General features: G+C 44.7%; 17 protein-coding genes and 3 pseudogenes. 6 read left to right on the plus strand and 14 right to left on the minus strand.

From position 1 onward, the window contains the following. The first annotated feature begins 240 nt into the window (after positions 1-240). Entirely contained in the window at positions 241-1,104 is an 864-nt protein-coding gene (locus NDI44_RS03735; RefSeq protein ID WP_190412429.1) for a neutral zinc metallopeptidase, read from the plus strand. A 152-nt stretch (positions 1,105-1,256) separates the two neighbouring features. Further along, the gene (locus NDI44_RS03740; protein WP_190412861.1) at positions 1,257-1,817 is read left to right on the plus strand and encodes a Uma2 family endonuclease; all 561 of its coding nucleotides are present in this window, start codon (positions 1,257-1,259) and stop codon (positions 1,815-1,817) included. Between the two features lie 131 nt (positions 1,818-1,948). Here the strand turns inward: NDI44_RS03740 and NDI44_RS03745 are convergent, their stop codons facing one another. Then, positions 1,949-2,941, minus strand: coding sequence for a Rieske 2Fe-2S domain-containing protein (locus tag NDI44_RS03745; RefSeq protein ID WP_190412430.1), 993 nt, complete (start codon positions 2,939-2,941; stop codon positions 1,949-1,951). Positions 2,942-2,993: 52 nt separating this feature from the next. Here NDI44_RS03745 and NDI44_RS03750 point away from each other — a divergent pair. The 3 genes and pseudogenes from NDI44_RS03750 to NDI44_RS03760 all read left to right on the plus strand — a co-directional run. Beyond that, positions 2,994-3,596, plus strand: a pseudogene (locus NDI44_RS03750) (TetR/AcrR family transcriptional regulator); the annotation flags it as partial. A 57-nt stretch (positions 3,597-3,653) separates the two neighbouring features. Further along, a pseudogene (locus NDI44_RS03755) lies at positions 3,654-3,758 on the plus strand (TetR/AcrR family transcriptional regulator); the annotation flags it as partial. 257 nt (positions 3,759-4,015) lie between these two features. Next, positions 4,016-4,591 (plus strand): hypothetical protein, encoded by a 576-nt coding sequence (locus tag NDI44_RS03760; protein WP_190412432.1) that lies wholly within the window; start codon positions 4,016-4,018, stop codon positions 4,589-4,591. Between the two features lie 125 nt (positions 4,592-4,716). On the opposite strand, the gene NDI44_RS03765 is transcribed toward NDI44_RS03760, so the two are convergent. From NDI44_RS03765 to NDI44_RS03810, 10 genes are all read right to left on the minus strand, one after another. After that, positions 4,717-5,340: an antibiotic biosynthesis monooxygenase gene (locus NDI44_RS03765; protein ID WP_190412433.1), complete on the minus strand. Its 624-nt coding sequence runs from the start codon at positions 5,338-5,340 to the stop codon at positions 4,717-4,719. A gap of 54 nt (positions 5,341-5,394) precedes the next feature. Continuing rightward, complete coding sequence (locus NDI44_RS03770; protein ID WP_190412434.1) at positions 5,395-6,042, minus strand: antibiotic biosynthesis monooxygenase; 648 nt, start codon at positions 6,040-6,042, stop codon at positions 5,395-5,397. Between the two features lie 126 nt (positions 6,043-6,168). Beyond that, a complete protein-coding gene (locus tag NDI44_RS03775) occupies positions 6,169-7,065 on the minus strand; it encodes an AraC family transcriptional regulator (RefSeq protein WP_190412435.1) in 897 nt (298 codons plus the stop codon). A gap of 158 nt (positions 7,066-7,223) precedes the next feature. Continuing rightward, entirely contained in the window at positions 7,224-9,497 is a 2,274-nt protein-coding gene (locus tag NDI44_RS03780; RefSeq protein ID WP_190412862.1) for an ATP-binding protein, read from the minus strand. Between the two features lie 252 nt (positions 9,498-9,749). Further along, a complete protein-coding gene (locus NDI44_RS03785) occupies positions 9,750-10,574 on the minus strand; it encodes a M90 family metallopeptidase (RefSeq protein WP_190412436.1) in 825 nt (274 codons plus the stop codon). A 177-nt stretch (positions 10,575-10,751) separates the two neighbouring features. Next, the gene (locus NDI44_RS03790; protein WP_190412437.1) at positions 10,752-12,056 is read right to left on the minus strand and encodes a Tudor-knot domain-containing protein; all 1,305 of its coding nucleotides are present in this window, start codon (positions 12,054-12,056) and stop codon (positions 10,752-10,754) included. Between the two features lie 334 nt (positions 12,057-12,390). Further along, a complete protein-coding gene (locus NDI44_RS03795) occupies positions 12,391-12,813 on the minus strand; it encodes a Spy/CpxP family protein refolding chaperone (RefSeq protein WP_190412438.1) in 423 nt (140 codons plus the stop codon). Positions 12,814-13,091: 278 nt separating this feature from the next. Then, positions 13,092-13,361: a hypothetical protein gene (locus NDI44_RS03800; RefSeq protein WP_190412439.1), complete on the minus strand. Its 270-nt coding sequence runs from the start codon at positions 13,359-13,361 to the stop codon at positions 13,092-13,094. After that, a complete protein-coding gene (locus NDI44_RS03805; RefSeq protein WP_190412440.1) occupies positions 13,358-13,576 on the minus strand; it encodes a hypothetical protein in 219 nt (72 codons plus the stop codon). The genes NDI44_RS03800 and NDI44_RS03805 overlap by 4 nt, the downstream gene beginning before the upstream one ends. Before the next feature lie 552 nt (positions 13,577-14,128). Beyond that, positions 14,129-16,096, minus strand: coding sequence for an AIPR family protein (locus NDI44_RS03810; RefSeq protein WP_190412441.1), 1,968 nt, complete (start codon positions 16,094-16,096; stop codon positions 14,129-14,131). A 218-nt stretch (positions 16,097-16,314) separates the two neighbouring features. Here NDI44_RS03810 and NDI44_RS03815 point away from each other — a divergent pair. Beyond that, a pseudogene (locus NDI44_RS03815) lies at positions 16,315-16,501 on the plus strand (threonine ammonia-lyase, biosynthetic); the annotation flags it as partial. Positions 16,502-16,524: 23 nt separating this feature from the next. Here the strand turns inward: NDI44_RS03815 and NDI44_RS03820 are convergent. The 3 genes from NDI44_RS03820 to NDI44_RS03830 are packed head-to-tail and all read right to left on the minus strand — an operon-like array spanning position 16,525 to position 17,371. Next, entirely contained in the window at positions 16,525-16,767 is a 243-nt protein-coding gene (locus tag NDI44_RS03820; protein WP_190412442.1) for a hypothetical protein, read from the minus strand. A 44-nt stretch (positions 16,768-16,811) separates the two neighbouring features. Continuing rightward, positions 16,812-17,150 carry a type II toxin-antitoxin system PemK/MazF family toxin gene (locus tag NDI44_RS03825; RefSeq protein ID WP_190412443.1) on the minus strand — a complete coding sequence of 113 codons (339 nt, stop codon included), beginning with the start codon at positions 17,148-17,150 and terminating at the stop codon, positions 16,812-16,814. After that, entirely contained in the window at positions 17,147-17,371 is a 225-nt protein-coding gene (locus NDI44_RS03830) for a hypothetical protein (protein WP_190412444.1), read from the minus strand. Before NDI44_RS03830 ends, NDI44_RS03825 begins: the two co-directional genes overlap by 4 nt. Between the last annotated feature and the right edge of the window lie 79 nt (positions 17,372-17,450).

The following is a 17,450-nucleotide window of genomic DNA, read 5'->3' on the forward strand; positions in this document are numbered from 1 at the left end:
CGGAGGTTGATTAACCTCCGATTTTTTGCGTAGGGGCTTTTCTTGTGCCATTCTTCTACTGTTTGACCCTGAGATAGCCTTCCCTAAGAAGGATCGTCTATAAATCAGCGCCGTCCCTCTGGCAGAGGATCTAGATGAAGGCGATCGCTAATATTTGTAGTGGGTTGTGGAAAGTCTGGGTTAGGTGAAATAGCACTTTACTTACTTCTGCTGGGTTGAGTAGTTTGGAGACTTGAAGCTATGCGCTGGGAATTCGGTCGTAAAAGCAGCAACGTTGAGGACAGACGCGGGGGTGGGGTTTCTGGCCCTCTAGTTGGGGGTGGTATTGGGACAATCGTTCTGGCGGTCATTGTTGCCCTCTTGGGGGGAGATCCGGGTGCAGTGTTGCAGCAAGGACAAGAACAAGTACCGAGCGATCGCACTTCTTCCCAGTCTCCTCAAACACAATCATCTGCTGCGAACGATCGCATGGCTGATTTCGTTTCGGTTGTCTTGGCGGATACAGAAGATACATGGGGTACGCTGTTTCGTCAAAACGGAGAGAACTATGTCGAGCCTAAGTTAGTTCTCTTCTCAAATTCGGTACAGTCGGCTTGTGGTTCTGCCAGTGCGGCAGTTGGGCCGTTTTATTGCCCCGCCGATCAAAAAGTCTATATTGACTTAAGTTTTTATCAAGATTTGAAGTATAAGCTCAACGCACCAGGAGACTTTGCCCAAGCGTATGTAATTGCTCACGAGGTTGGGCATCATGTGCAGAACTTAATGGGAATTTCGAGTAAAGTTCGTACATTACAGCGTCAAGCTAGTCGCGCAGAGGCGAATCAACTTTCAGTCAGGTTGGAGTTACAAGCAGACTGTTTTGCTGGCATCTGGGCGCATCATGCTAATCGTTCCCGGCAAATCTTGGAAGCAGGCGACGTTGAAGAGGCGCTGAATGCTGCTAGCAGTATTGGCGATGATCGCTTGCAGAGTCAGTCCAAAGGGCATGTTGTCCCGGATTCTTTTACTCACGGTAGTTCAGCGCAGCGAGTCCGCTGGTTCAAGCGGGGGATTCAGACAGGGGAACCTGCACAATGCAACACCTTTGCAGCAGCAAATCCCTAAGAAAATAGGGTGTTGGAACTTTAGTAGGAAGCGATCGCAATCTCCACAGCGCGATCGCTTTTTTATTCATGGTTGCGATCGCGCTTTGGAGCTTATCGATGGCAAAGACGATAAAATTCTGTCATAGCGGCAACGATACCGAACTCAAGGTGATGACAACAGCGATTCCTTCATCCCTTACCCTCGAAGAATTCCTAAAACTGCCAGAAACTAAACCTGCCAGTGAATTTATTGGCGGTCGAATTCACCAAAAACCGATGCCTCAAGGCAAACACTCTCGCCTACAACTTAAATTTTGTGATGCTGTCAATGCAGTTGCAGAAACTCCACGAATTGCCTTAGCGTTTCCAGAATTACGCTGTACATTTGGTGGGCGCTCGATTGTTCCAGATGCTTCTGTATTCCTTTGGGAACGAATTCCTTTTGAAGCAGATGGCGAAGTACCGAATGCTTTTGAAATTTACCCGGATTGGACGATAGAAATTCTCTCACCCGAACAGAGAGCTACTAAAGTCATTAGTAACATTTTGCACTGCCTTAAATATGGCACTCAGTTAGGATGGTTAATCGATCCAGATGAGCGGTTAATTTTGGCATTTATTCCAGGACAGGAACCTGTCGAGTTAGCAGGAAGCGATCGCCTACCAATCCCAAAATTCCTCGCTTTGGATTTAACCGTTGATCGAGTCTTTGGATGGCTTAGAGTTGGTTGATTGGTACTGAACTCTGCATCATACTCAATTGACACTATACATAAGCGCGATCGCTTCCGGCACGTTACGCGATCCCAATCAGGTGATGCTGAAACCAACAGATACCATAATATTGAAGAGCTATGCGCCGTCTACTTTGAAAGATTAGGTTCCACAACATTTGGGAAATTTTGAAAATTGCGCCGCACCCAGTCCATACCCACTTCATTATTGAGTTTAATTTTCTGAGGCGTATTCGGATAAATTTTACCCAAAATATCAGCATCTTGATCAACTACCACCTTGCCAAACTCGAGATATGTCCTGCCAAATAGCTTAAAGGCAGGGTGCTTAGCTTGACCAAATAGCAAAATGTAAGTCCTTGTGCGGTTCTCGGCTTCTGGGATAAAGATGTGACACTGGACTACTTTACCTAATGGCATTTCACCATGAAAAATCACCAGAGATGGGAAGTAGTTTTCCAGGTGGGCTTTGATGCTTGTCGGGAGTAGGAATAAATCGAGTTTTCTCAGCTTTTCTGCCAAGCTGTAAGGGGCGGTGGGCATATCATAAAAGGCATGGGAATGATACCCATTGTCAATGAATTGATGAAATTCCACATTGGTAACTCGGAATAATTCCTGGTGAGTACCGTTTTGGTGATTATAGTCGTGCATATTCAGCAACATAGTCAGCAAATCGGTCTCTACACTTGTATCTGCGGTATGCCCGACAAAGTAGTAGGTATCTGCAATGTCATTCAAGAGTGCGGGAATCGGCACTTTTGGCTCGTATCCGCCGTAAGACCAGATGAAATCTCCTTGAATTGTTAACTCTAACGGTTTCAGTTGAGGCAACGTTTTCTTTTCCGTTCCCGGCAAAACGGTGCATCCTTCTGAATCAAACGGCAAGGCATGAAACGGGCAGACGACAGTACTCGTACCATCCGTGTGTGCTTCGCACCATCCTTCTGACAACATTGCTCCCATGTGAGGACAGGCATTGGGCAGGGCATGGATTCCTCCAGCAGCGTCTTTCCACATCACATAATCATTACCATACAGAGAAATCTTCCGAGGTTGGTTCACTACCAACATCGACTTGTGCGCCAACAACCAAGGCGCACCGAAAAGCATAGACTGCATAATGTTCTCCGGTAGAGATAAAATTGTGAATAATCCGTCGTGTTTCCAGGATATGACAGAATATTCACATTCGTCAAGAAGTCTGCGCCGTCAACCCAAACAGCAGCGAGGTAAAGAACGGGTCGAAAAAATCTTGGATGCAGCAGCGGCAGTGTTTGACGAAGTGGGCTATGAAGCGGCAACCACCCATCTGATTGCAGCCAAAGCGGGGACGGCAATTGGGTCTTTGTATCAGTTTTTTCCCGATAAAGCTGCCATTTTTAAGGCGATGGAATTACGCCATACCGAGCGCGTTAAGGCCATGTGGTCGAGGGCAGATACGCCAGAGATGGTTCGATTACCACTCCGACAGATGATTCATGGATTGGTCAGCGCGATCGCACAGATGTTTGAACAACCTGTGTCACGGGTGGTGTTTGTGCAGTTTTTTATATCCCGCGAGATTTTCCAGTCGATCGATGAAAGCATGACCCAGGAAGCAATTGACTTCATGGCTGGTCTCTTAAAGCAAAGAAATTCGGCATTAAGTAAGGCGCAATGTAGTCTATTGGCAGAGGTTTGCGTCCACAGCAGTAATGCTGTCATTCTGTCGGCACTTCGGAACCCAGATCAACAACATCGTCAAGAGTTGGTGCAGCAGATTGAGGACTTGTTGGTGTCATATTTAGAGCCGTATGTAGGGAACGCTCAGTTGGACAATGTAATGAAAGTAATGAAGTGTCCGCATTGTCAATCGGAGCAGTTATCTAAAAACGGGTATCGAAGGGGGAAGCAGTGCTATCTCTGTAAGGAATGTGGGAAACAGTTTGTGGAGAATTCCCAGGGTTTCTGATCCCCGTTCGGTAGCAGTATCAATCGCCCTGACTTCACACCCAAAAAAAGCGATCGCTTTCTTTATTCTTGGTTGTGAATTGCCACCAATCCCAAAATTCCTCACCGTTGATCCGGTCTTTGGATGGCTTAGGGTAGGCTGATGAGCGATGAATGCATCAGTATGGGCGATCGCACTAACAGACACCTACCATTAAAAGCAACCTACGGCAAAATAAGAGGGAGGTTAACACGGTCGCAGCTATGTCTAAAAGCAAAAAGCACAATCTCAAATGGCTCAAAGAAACCTTAGAGCTAAAAGAAGACCATAACTGGAAATCAAAGCCAGGAACTCGGATCTTCGTAGCAGGACGAGGAGCCTTGCGCTTCGATGTCCCTGAGGATTGGCATTTTGAACCGGATGAGAAGTCATTCCGGTTTTTAGACAAAAAGCCACCCAACGATGATGCTCGCTTAGAAGCTTCTTTTAATTTACTCCCGCCTGGAAACTGGAAAGATTTTCCCTTGGTTCCCTTATTAAAGAAGGTAGTTAAAGATGATGAACGTCAGCCAATCGAGCGAGGGGAAATTATTCAACTCAAGCGTCAAACTGCCCGCATTGTTTGGACTCAGTTCAAATTTATTGACCCAGAAGAACACCGCGAAGCTTATTCCCGAACCTGTATTGGGCTAGGTTCTGGTGTTCAGTGTCTGATTACTTTTGACTACTGGGTGGACGATGCAGATCGCCTAATTCCTGTCTGGGATACGGTTATGGAATCGTTAGTGCTAGGGCTTTATATCCGCGATCCTCGAACCGGACTGGCATTACCCGACTAGAGGTTGGGGGATCTAAATTCTCAAACTGTGATGGCAAGAAAAGTTTGCGATCGCTTTGTTCATTCCGAAGAGCGATCGCGCTGGTGCCTACGTGCAGCTAATAACCAACCTACAGCAGCTATCTATTAGGCTACAGTCTGTGTATGTACGACATTGTACAGATGAAATTCGTTTTGGGCTAAACCTTCCCAATACGGTTGCTCTGGGTTGAAACCAGGTTGCTTGAGAATTGCTTCAAAGGCTTCTTTGCTCTCCCATTGACCGTAGTTAAACATTCGAGTACCATCTAGACTTCGATGAAAGGTAGCTGAGAGTAACCCCACTGAGTTGCTCATCGCACGTTCTAATTCAGTAGAGGTTCGTCTAACCATCTCAGGTTGATTAATTGGCATCATGCGGAATTCAGCAAGATGCGTCATGCGATCGCCTTGGGCAATTTCAACTTCTGCCGATAGCGATCGACTGGCAGTTACTTCCAGTAAGAGTGAATCAGGCGGGAAGAATTCACTGAACACTGTTGGACGAGGCAAGCTGCGGTAATCAAATTTGGGATTCCATTGGCTATAAGTAAAAACTCGCACTCCATCTAAACTACGATGCACGCTGGCTGATACGAAGAAAGGATTGTCAATCCAGGATTTGATTTGTTCTTGGATAACTGCCTCAATCAAGGCTGACTGATGGCGCTCTGCAACAGTGTACAGGTCTAGCCCAACGAGCGCTGTATTAGTCCGGTCAATCTGTACCATAGTTTTATGCTCCTAACCAGTCAACACATGATGATTGTGCTTCAATGTTATGAATTAGTTGATGAGAGTGAAGACTACCTCGTGAAGCGACATTTGAAACTCATTGTTGGCAAGTGAGCGCATCACCATGAGAGGCTCAGCCATCGGAGGATTCGCGTTCATCTTGGCATACAATTGTTGGGAACTCCACAGCCCATAATTGATAGCGCGGGCACCATCAAGACTTCGATGAAAGTGTGTGGTGATTAATCCGGCTTGTCCTGAGATTTGCCGTATTGCTTCTGCTGTCGCTTCTAAAAAGTGGGGCTGATTAGCAGGATCTTTCAATCTAAACATACCAAAGTTGATGAGTTCCCCCATGTTCGCTGTGATTTGCATTTGACTGTCTGCTGGCTCACTCATAAAAATGTCGTAAAGATGAGAGTCTGGAGCAAAGAAACCAGTAATCTTAGTCGCCAGAGCGATATCGCGGTTATTGATATAGGCTTCATAACTAGCTAGATTTTGCCACTGCACATAATTGACAACACGCAACCCATCCAAGCTGCGATGAATTGCATTTGCAATGTATCCAGGCTGCTGTTTAAGGATATCGTGAGTGTAGGCTATCAAACTATCTATCAATAACCATTGTTGGTCGGGCTGGGTAACAAAAATATCTAGTTCTGCCAGAACTGGGTTGTCCTTGAATACGGTAAGCATTTAGATGATTCCTCTGTACTGACTAAGGCTGATTGGTCAAACCGAAACGCCACGAATTGCCCAACCGATAATATAGAGTCTGCTTCCTGCCGTATAGTCGTTTTTTGCGGTTTTAAAAGATTCTTGCTACTTTTTTAAAAATTGTTTTGGTGTAACTCCAGTAAGGCGCTTAAAGTGTCTGCCAAATTGGCTTTGGCTGGTAAAACCAACTTGCAGGGCAACATTTACAATACTCTGCTGCTCCTGCATCATTAATTCCTGAGCGCGTTCAATCCGACGTTTAATCACATATTGGTAAGGAGAGTAACCTGTAGACTGCTTAAACAGTCGGGCAAAATGATACTGACTCATACCGAGTTCGGTGGCGATCGCTTCTAAGGAAACATCTTCAGCTAGATGAGCCTGGATATAGTCGATCGCCTGTTGCAATTTATGGCTAGGCAAACGACCTGAGTAAGATCGTATTTCTCGCCTTCGAGTTGAATAGTGCCGTAATAGATGAACAGCTAATGCATTTGCCATCGATTCTGCATAAAGGCGATCGCTTAACCCGTCTATTTCTAGTTCGGTTTTGAGTGCCAAACCAATTTGCTGGATCAAAGGATCGCAAATCTTAAGCTGTGGCGCAACTTGAGCATCGTCTGCATCAACCGATTCGTATAGGGCAGAAGTAAACAGCTTCGGTTCAAGGCGAAGTAACAAGAATTCCGCATCAGTATCCCAAAACAGTTTGCGATCCCAAAACAGTTTGCGATGTAGATAGGGAGGTGTAATCATAATGTCACCTTCAGCCAGACGATTGCTGCTGCGTCGCCCATCTATCGTTCGTTCTAACTGAATCGGTTGACCAAGATGAATACTGAGGAGATAATTCGGAAGGCAACACTCAGACTCCTGATTAGCGGGTTGATGATGGTGTTCAACCTGAAGAATATCTGAGACAATGTCTTGACTTCGCAAAATTGGCGATCGCGGCACAACCTGTAAGACAGCATTTTTTTGGTAGAGTCTTGGTTTATGCACTCTCTTCTAGCACTTGTGCCGTACTTTCATTGTCTAAATTTTAGTATAGGCGATCGCATCGGCTAGATCGTTGTTGGAAAGCTTGCGATCGCATTCGCATTTACTCATATGTTATACCGCTCAGCTTGGTCAGTCCGCCTCGCATCCCCTAAATACCGTTAGATAGCAGCGCTGAGTTGTTGACGGATGGGAATCTGAATCACAAACTCGGTTCCCTCACCAGGAGTGGAGAAGCATTCCAATTTACCGCCATGCTTTTCTGTGACAATTTGATAGCTGATGGACATCCCCATCCCCGTTCCTTTCCCAACCGGCTTAGTTGTGAAGAAGGGATTGAATATCCGTTGCTGAATATCTTTGGGAATACCAACGCCATTATCCGCGATCGCGATTTGCACCCATTGCGAATCAATCACTGAAGTGGAGATAGTGATTTGATCGGGATGGTCTTTTTTCTCCTGATACGTGCAATTGGCTTTGGTTTCTTCGAGTGCATCAATCGCGTTTACCACGATATTCATTAAGACTTGGTTGAGTTGTCCCGGATAACACTCTACAAGGGGCAACTTTCCATAGTCTCTAATCACTGCGATCGCTGGGCGGTCTGGTTTGGGTTTCAGGCGATGTTGCAAGATCAGCAGCGTACTTTCAATTCCTTCATGGATATCTACTTCCTTCATGTCCGCTTCATCCAATCGAGAGAACGTCCTTAACGATTTAACAATTTCTCGAATCCGTTCAGTCCCTAGTTTCATGGATGAGAGCAACTTCAACATATCTTCGTTGAGAAACTCTAAATCCATCTCATCAATTTTGGCTTCAATTGCAGGTGTGGGAAGGGGATATTCTTGCTGGTAAAGCTGCACTAACTCTAGAAGATTCTGAGCATATTCATCGACAAAAGTGACATTGCCATGAATAAAGTTGACCGGATTGTTAATTTCATGGGCTACTCCAGCCACCAATTGTCCCAAACTGGACATTTTTTCGGTCTGGATCACTTGTGCTTGAGTGCGCCGTAAATCAACCAGGGTTTGTGAGAGTTCTGCTGTCCTGACTTCGACTCGATTTTCCAATTCGGCGTTCGTCTGCGCCAGTTCGTTAAAGGAATCTTGTAACTGAGAAGCCATGTGATTGAAGGACTGTGCCACCGCATCTAGTTCTTTGATGTTGGTCGTTTCAACGGTTTGGTCTAACTGTCCAGTCGCGATCGCTTCCGATGCTTGGCTCAACTTTAAGATCGGACGAGTAATCCAGCGTGATGTATAGATTCCTAAAATCGTTGCCGCTGCCAACGCTCCCAGACACAGGAGGATAGTTGTGCGAGTGTTGGCGTTAATTTGAGAAGTGAAATCAGATTCCGGCACGGTGACAACCACCAGCCAGTCCAAGCCAAAGCGATCGCGCCAGGGCGTGACTTGAATAAACTGACGCTGTCGGTTGAATGTTACCTGAAGTTCTTGAGTATTTTGAAGGGTTTTGAAATTCTGGAATTGTTGTTTGAGTTTTTCTGCTACGGTGCGAATCAAGGGATCTGGGCTGTCTAGGGCACTGTGGCGTTTTGTCTCATTCTTGACTTTGTGTACAACGGGTTGAGTGCTGGAACTGCCAATCAGCAAGCCATCCCGTTCCATGATAAAGACTTGTCCGGAAGGGCTAACTTTCAAGTTCCTCAAGAATTCACTCACATTCGTGAGTAGCAAATCTACCATCAGAAGGCTGCGTAGCTTGCCCTTCTGGTCATAAATTGGGTATCTAGCAGGGACTGCAACATAGTAATTAAGACCAATGTCAGAAGTGCCGCTGTGGCTTTTTATTGCCTTACCTGCTTCAGTAATCTGTACCGTGTTCTCAAATGCGTATGTGTAGATACCAGCCCAGGCTGGCTTACCTGCTTTAATGATGTCTTTCACTCCTGGTGGTAAAAAAGGATCGGCCTGATAACTCTGCAAAAGGCTTTTCCGGTTGCCCCGTTGATCGGCGATGTAATCCGATGCCACACCGTTTCCAGGGAGATTTTCAAAAACCAGGAGATTCACGCCATTTACCCAACGCCCAGCGCCTGATTCGGCACCATTCGGTAGAGCATAGCCAATGTAGCTGATTGTTTCAAATGCTCTAGCTTGACTCCAGAAATACTGTTCGCTAGCTTTAGGGTCATTCAGATTCAATCGTCCAGAAGCGATCGCATCTGCATTGACTTGGTTTAATTGCTGTGGCAGCGCCAGATATGTATCCAAGTGTTCATCAACCTGTTGACTCGCTTTGTCAATCAGTTGATTGGCTAGGTCATTGACTGCTTTCTGCCCGTTTCTAAATGACAGATAGCCGACTAACCCTACCGCTGCAAATATTTGTAATACAAAGGGAACGATAAGAATCAGACGCAAGGGAAACTGGTGCGTAGACTTAGCAGGACGAGCTGTTTTGATATTCAAGGGGGTCGCTCAGCAGAAGGTTTCAAGGAAGTACACAAAAGTATGGAATCTTACCTTATAGTTCCCGAATCTACTTTAGAAACATCATTTGAGCTTAAGTTTCAGTAGAAAGGCTTAAATGAGAGCGATCGCAGCTTAAGCCTTTGGGAGAATTGCGTGGTTTTGTTGCAGTCTGCGATTAAGCAGCCTCGCTTGCGATCGGTGTAGTTGGGCGATCGCGCTAACCTTCGATGAAATTGAAACTATTTAAACCCACTGTACTGGATCTAGTTGATAGTAGCGTTGCAGTTGGTCATAAAGTGCTGGATGCTGCTTCAGCAATTGGCGGGGCTTTTCAAAAAAAGTCTCTGTTGCTACAGCAAAAAATTCGGCGGGATTCGTTGCACCATAACTATCCATTACCGTCTTTACGCCTCGTTGAATATCATTGCAGAGTTGTTGATATTCTTCTGTCATCACCTTTGCCCAAAGGTCATAGTCTGAATCTCGCTGCAAAATAGGAACACCCTCAGCTTTACCATCTTCTTGATCTAACTGATGGGCAAATTCATGAAGCACCACGTTATGTCCATCCCGCCAATTGTAAGTGTCTTGCTTCACCTGTTCCCAAGACAGTACCAGTTGGTCATTTGTCCACGATTCCCCCAATCTTGCTACACGTCTTTCTTCAACAATATAATTCCCGGTGTAAGCGGTTTCATTAACAAGATATGTGCTAGGGTAAACCAGAATCGAACGAAGTTTAGGAAAGTAGGTTTCTCGCTCGTTGAGTAAGAGTAAGCAGGCGACAGCCGCAATAATCACCTTCATTTCTTCCGTTACCGCTAATCCTCCACAACCAATAAATTGTTTTTCTGCTAAAAACACTTGAATGTGTCCCTGAAGCCGTTTTCGTTCAGCGGGAGAAAGAAAAAGGTAAACAGGAAGATTATTCTCAACAATCGCATTCCATAAGGGTAAAAAAGGACGCTGTTGCAGGCGGTTCCGTCGTCGTTTAACTAGGACAGGATTGACTAAAATCCCAGTGATAATCAGTCCAACGATCAGAAAAACAATAATTGTTTCAACCATTGACTTTTAAGACTTTTATGCTTTCTGATTCACAGACAAGCTTGTGGATGAAATATCTCTGAATTACATTATAGGATTACGCCTTTGCTGCCTGCCTGAAAAAAAGAGAGATCGCTCTAATGGTGGACGACTGACCATGAGAGCGATCGCTGATTTGACTCCTTGCTCATTCAGAAGTTAGCAAATCTCGTCCAGATCGACCCACTTGTCATAGGATGAATCGTAACCAATGTAATGAATAAAGTATTGCTGGCCTTGGATCTTCTCAATCGTTGCAGAATACCAATCTTCTTCTTCATCATCCCAACCTTTTACCTTTTGATCCACAGTATATCCGTTGTCATCGGATGAGCCACTATTGGGAATACGAATGTCATCTTCGTCAACCCACTCATCATGGGATGAACCGTAACCGATGTAATGAACAAAGTATTGGTTATCTTTGATTTTCTGAAGCGTTGCTTGATACCAATCCTCTTCCTCACTATCCCAGACTTCTATTGTTTGACCTACTGCATACTGATAGGTATCTGATATTACAGTAGAAGAAACATCTTGATGGAGTTTTTGCTCCTCTTCCGTAACTTCCTCTTTTACCAAAGTATAGGCTTTTAAAATTAGATTGCGAGCCACACTTTGAACTCCTGTATGCTCGTAGTAATTGGTGGTTTGATCCAAAAAAGCTGCCACAAAGTCTAAGTTATCATCAGCAATCTGGATAAAATTACCCAAACTATTAGAAATAGATTGCGGCGTGACGCCTGTCTTGGATACTAAATTCTGCATCCAGCCTTGTACAGAATTGAAACCTTGAGTGAGAAAACCAAGTTTATCGGAGGGATTATTCCCTGGTAGAAAGTTCTGGACGGCTAAGAAAACCGGATTTTGAGCTAATACGCTAGCATCAGCGCCACTAATCGTTCCCTGAATTTTGCTGAGAAAGTCAGGGCCCAATGGCAGAATTCCATCTATACAAACTAAAGCCATCATCCGCGTTAGGGATGCATCTTTATAGTTGTTAGCGAGAGAATTAGCAAATTCTTGTGGATTCGGTTGGGGAATGCCATTCAGTTTACAGAAGGCGATAATTTCGATAGCGATTTTTAGAACAAGGTCAATACTTTGAGTTACGTCTGCTTTGGGAGTGATGTTGCCCAAAAAAGAGAGAAAGCTTATTTTTTCACTAACTTTATTGGCTAAAGCCGCCGCTGCCATCGCTGTATCTGCTTTATCAATTGTTTGATAAAGTTTGATTGCGGTCTGATAGCCTTGTTGAGGATCGTGATATAAAGCAACAGGGCGATCGCGGATTTTTTGGATTACCTTGGCATCAGTTTCTCCAGTAATACTACGGATACTATTATCAAACCCTACTAAGTTATTCCACTGACTTGGCACTACATAATCAAGAGCCTTTAAAACTTTAACCGTGATATTATCAGTTGGTAGTTCATCAACCAACTGAATAATTGATTTTTCCATACGTTGCTTCCTTGAAAACTAAGGTTTTTCTTGAATTGTACTCGATAAAATTTTGAGCCTTGGATTTATTTATATTTCATAACTCTTTTGGATCAATTAACTTTTAGAGGCAGAACAAGCCTCTAATTAATAGCTATGAAAGAATATTTATAAAATTATTGTTCAATATTATTGGAAATTGAAACAGATGTTTTGCTAGACCAAATACAGTCTGCGTTTGATGAAAACAAGAGGGCATGGGAAGTGATTATTCCCATGCCCCTTGATGCTGTGTACTTGCTAGGTAAACTCCTTTCGAGCTACTTTTTCTTACAAAGCAATCGCAACGCCCCCGTTAGGACTGTGGTTGTTGACGGCGTTGACGCCATTGCTGGCGCAATTGCTCAAGTTGTTGTTTTTGCTCAGCAGTCAACACTGCTTCCATCTGGCTCTTGCTACTCTGGCGAACCGCTTGGAGTCTTGTTTTCTGGTCTTCCGTCAAGTTTAGATTCGGTCTTTGCCGTTGCTCTTTAGCAAGGCGCATTTGTTCCTTTTGCTCTGCGGTGAAAATAGCATCCATTTGCTGCCGCGTAGACTCTTTAATTTGCTGCATTTGTGCTTTTTGAGCATCAGTCAAATTCAGCTGGTCATACTTCATTCCTGCGCCACCACGACCAGGACCTGCAAAGGCAACATTGGTGAAAGCGGGAATCATTGGGGAAGCGGCAAGGATCAACGCGATCGCTCCTGGCAAGAAGAACAAAGGTTTCATCTTCATAACTGTGCAAATTCCGGGTTGTTAGTGTGTAGCAACAACGCATTCGATTGTTGTATTACCTTAGACCGGGCAAGAGTAAAGATGGTTCAGTCTTGGTTAAAAATCATTGTCTACTATTCGCCCCATCTCTCAGATGTATCGCCTATAGCCTTTACTAAGCAAAGGAATAAGCGGTTGAGAGATTCACAGAATTGTTCGCTTATGAAATGCGATCGCGTAGCGTACCAAAGGCGATCGCACTGCTGTCTATGTGCAGCCAAAACTAATGTGAGAGATCGCTATAACTGGGAGAGCAACTTGTCGTAGTCTGTATGTGTACCAATCCAAAACCACACAATACCATTCTCGTTTCTCACGCCGACAGCACGATAACTTTTACTAACACGAGCAGAATAGATAGGAAGGGTGGGATGGACTTGCTTGAAGCGAAGACTAGGATGCCAAGGATCTTGCTTGAACTGCCGATATGCGTCGCGTGCTTGTTGCTGAACCTGCTGAGGAATAGTGGCAAATGCTTTGCGAAACTGAGATGTTGTTCTAGATTTCACAGGGTTTCTGGATCTAACTCTTGGGTTTTGCCTGCCCGATCTTCAGCTAATGCCTCTGCTGCAAGTTTGGCAAGCATATCCTGAGACTGTGAAAACGCTCTATCCCAACAAGCTTCATCTTCAAGCTCTTCAAGGATAAATGCTGCGATTGCATCTTGTTCGGTTTCAGGAAGCTGCATGACTCTTGCGATCGCCTGTTCAAGTAGCTTGGTCATGGTTGTTGCATTGTTGCAGAAAATACTCTGTAATCATTGTACTGTTCTGTTCTAATCCAAGAGCCTGAAACTCACTTACAACCGAACTTGACGAGGCAATGTAATCTTGGTCGTTCCACAGATAACCTGGCGGTAACTTGACACGGTTGCAACTGTGATCGCACTTCTACATACAGCCAAAACCAACCTCCACGAGCGATCGCTTTCTTCATTCCTGCTTGCGATCGCGCTTATATAGCTTCAAGATGAGGATTGTGCCTAGTTACGCCTCAACTTTGCTTCCAGTTTCCATTGCTATACGCGGGATGGTGCTTACGCGAGAGATTGGGGTGTGGATAGTCCGATTGAATGGAATTGTTGTGTTGCTAGTGAATAATGGGATGTTGGGTTTCCTTGCGTTTTCTCAACTTACTAGCGCGTCTAGTCTAATTTAGTGGATACAGCAATTATCGAAATTCTGTCAAAAGGCACTTTTATGGATTTTTCTAACCCAGCATTTTAGCTTAGACGGGCTACTACGGCGAAGCGTGATCGCACGTGGCTTTGGCAGATTTAAATCTCCCTACTGGAGTCCACCATTAAGACTTTACCATCAGCGTCATACACAACCCCATCTTTTTGATGATATCGTCGGCCACTGTCTACAAGTTGACGGATCGCCTGACTCACTTTGTAAGGCTTACAACCTAGATGAGTAGCAATCTCAGCGTGAACACCAGGTTTCCAAGGCTGTTCAGGAAGAACTGCGTCTACAGCCTTGAGAAACTCTTCAGGTAAAGTTTTTCCTTTTGGTGGAAGATTATCATCAATTGTACGTCGCCCAACAACTTGAGGAAGAGCTATGCCATAAGTACTCGCAGCAGTTTGGCAACATTTCCTGACAAGCTCAGGACTCCGGAAATCTTTAGACTTTGGTTTCTCGCTGCGTTGGCTTTGAATCAATGCCCATGTTTCTTCAATCAACTCAGGAATAAGGGCTTTAACATCTAGTTGGATAAGATTCTGTGATGTGAATGTAAAGGTCTGAAAGATCCGGGACACCGACACTAAAGCAACCAAGCTTCTCCACTTTGCTAGAAAACGTTCTTCATCTGGACGAACTCGCTCTAGTCCCTCTTCAGTTCGCTTGATCACCTCAACGATGGAGACCCAAGCCTGTAAAGGTATAGAGTCTGAAAATACTTGTACATAAGTCTCGTCGCTTCGCATGAAACGTGCTCGAAGCCGTGCGGCCTTTGCAGGGTTTTTCATAAGCAAAGCAACCATTCCACTTGCAAGATACATTGGTGTCACAAACCTAGTCGATGGTTTTCCAATGTTGCGGTAGTAGTTTTTACGCCGTTCGTAAAACCATCCATGTCGCTCAAGTATCTCTTCGATGTCACGCTGAATTTTATCTGTTGCACGCAAAGAGGCAAGTTCAACAGGGGTTTGGTTATTTGTTGCACGGATAATACGATCTCGAACAGTTGCGTCAGAGGATACAAGAACTTTAACAAGAAGAGAGCGGTTATACGATTGAGAGCCAAGCGTTTGAAAGTGTTTATAGACACTCTCTGTAGTTTGGAGTCCATTGACAATCTGAATATCTTCAATATGAAGTTCTTTCCCATCTATAAATGCATGACTAGCAAGCATTGTAACGCCGTTATTAAGCCACCAGAAATCAGGTGCGGTAGGATCTGCAAGCGAAATTAATATATCCTCATTTACACCAGTTGATCCCAAGTAGTCTCGCACATTAGAGTCGAATAAATAGCGCCGGATAGCTCCGCTCTCATCAGTAACAAAGCGGCAATAATCTTCTATTTGTGTAAGCAAAACGTAACTAGCACGCTCTAGTGAAAGAATTTCTAGAAAGCGAAGTGACAGAGAAAACGATTTTATGCGACGATAAAGTGAGATAAGTTCCGCAGCACCTAGAAAGTCGAACTGAGCTTTACATGCACTAAATAAAGTTTTTGTAAGAGCAACAATCTGTTCGGATCTAGCACGAACGTTTTCTGCAACAGCATTAGAGTCTCCCCGCGAAACATAGGCAAAGCGTATAGTGAAGCTTGGATTAACTGCTGAGAGACGCCGATAAGCTTGATGAAGACGTTTTCGTGCATCTAACAGTTCATCAGAGTAGGCACCACAAAGGTTATCAAGCTCTATGCCTAAATCGAACAGTTCCTGAATGCTAGCAAGAAGCGCATTTAGAGGTGCTTGTTGAAATGTCTCATGAGATTTACAGGTAATAACGTACACAAGAATCTCGGCATTTCGCCTGGGCCAAACAAAGTCTTCTATTTCTAACAATAAATTGCCATTCACAAAGATAAAGAAGCCATCGACGCCACCATCGTCGCGACCATCAACCCAGCCAAAGTCAATTTCGTCAAAGGAGAGATCAAAGTCCTTAAGAGTCTGCTCAAAAGCAAAAAACTCAAATACTTCATCACGCCTGCAAGAGGGATAGCCTTCAGAGAGCCGTTGGTCTATTATTCCGTCAAGAAGAATGACATCGTTCTTCGCCATAGAGCTATACTACTTTGCTAAAGTGTTGCAATACTAGAGCTGGACAAAGGATTTTAACCTCGTTATATCTATCAAAACTTTAGCAATTTCGTATGTACGCTGACTATTTACATACAGTCCGCAGTTTAGCAAAGCGATCGCATCCTCACTTCCACACCTCAAAGCCACGAGTAAAGTAAAGTTGTCTTCCATCCGCCATCTGCCACCCCCTTCACCCCATGCTTTGCGACTACCTGGTACAAATCCTGACGGCTCGTGTCTGATGTCGTCCAAGAAACGCCCCTAGAATACGCCCCAAACCTCTCCGCACGACTGAATAAAAAACTTCTGCTGAAGCGGTAAGATATGCAGTCAGTCTTTTCCTTCAAGCTGCGGGGTGCTTACAACAAGATGGTGCAACTGCCGACTGCTAAAGCGATCACCTACAGTTAGACTGTCTCACTACTACTTGCTTGAGGCATCGCTTCAATGAGTGCCCGAAGCACCTTATTTACTGAGTCCGGTGTTGAGAAAACTTCGGCAACATCCTCATCCAAAACAACGACTGTTAGCTTTGGCTTTCCACTTCGATTTGTAAAGCGGTTAGGCTTTGCTTTTTTGTAATTGAAGCGGTACTCTGGCAAAAGCTCATCTTCAGAGTTTGAAGGTTGCTCAAAAGGCGTTTTGTTCATAATCTTCACGCTTCCTGCGAGTGGCGAGACTGACACTAGGGTTCTTAATTGTCCAATTCTGCAAGAGCCACCTTCACACAATCCCGAACACCTTGCCAATCACGTTCTGATAACTGCCCAATGCAAACCAAGTTGGCAGAGGGAGGCAACGTTACAATGAAACTCCGAAAAACAGACGCAACCCTTAAACCTGCTGCTTGCCAATCCTGAAGCACGTAATCGGTTATGCCTAATGCAGTTGTCTGAGTCGTAATCAGCCCGACAATTACATCAGGGCGATTTGCATGATAGGTTGCCGAGGACAACACGACAGCAGGACGACGTTTAACACCTGTGACACCAGGAAAATCAACGGTGACAACATCACCTGGATTAAAGCTCACTCAGCGAACTCCTCGCTCTCAGGGTCGTCCGTTGCAGCATATTGTAAGGAAAAGGTAACTAGATCGAGTTGATCTTGCTCTGTCCATGTATCACTTTGATCAACAACATCAGCATTGTGCTGTACTAGATCATTGAGAATCAGTGTTGCCAAGCGTAACCGCTCTGTTGGTGACAAAGTGCGAATAACCTGGGTATAAATTTCTTGGATGGTGGTTGGCATAACAAATCCTCCTGCCCCTCATCCTAATTTAAATCTATGGTTGTGCTCCCACCCTCACCCCCACACCTCAGAACCACCA

This window comes from Trichocoleus sp. DQ-A3, from assembly GCF_039961975.1.
Lineage (GTDB): Bacteria > Cyanobacteriota > Cyanobacteriia > Cyanobacteriales > FACHB-T130 > FACHB-T130.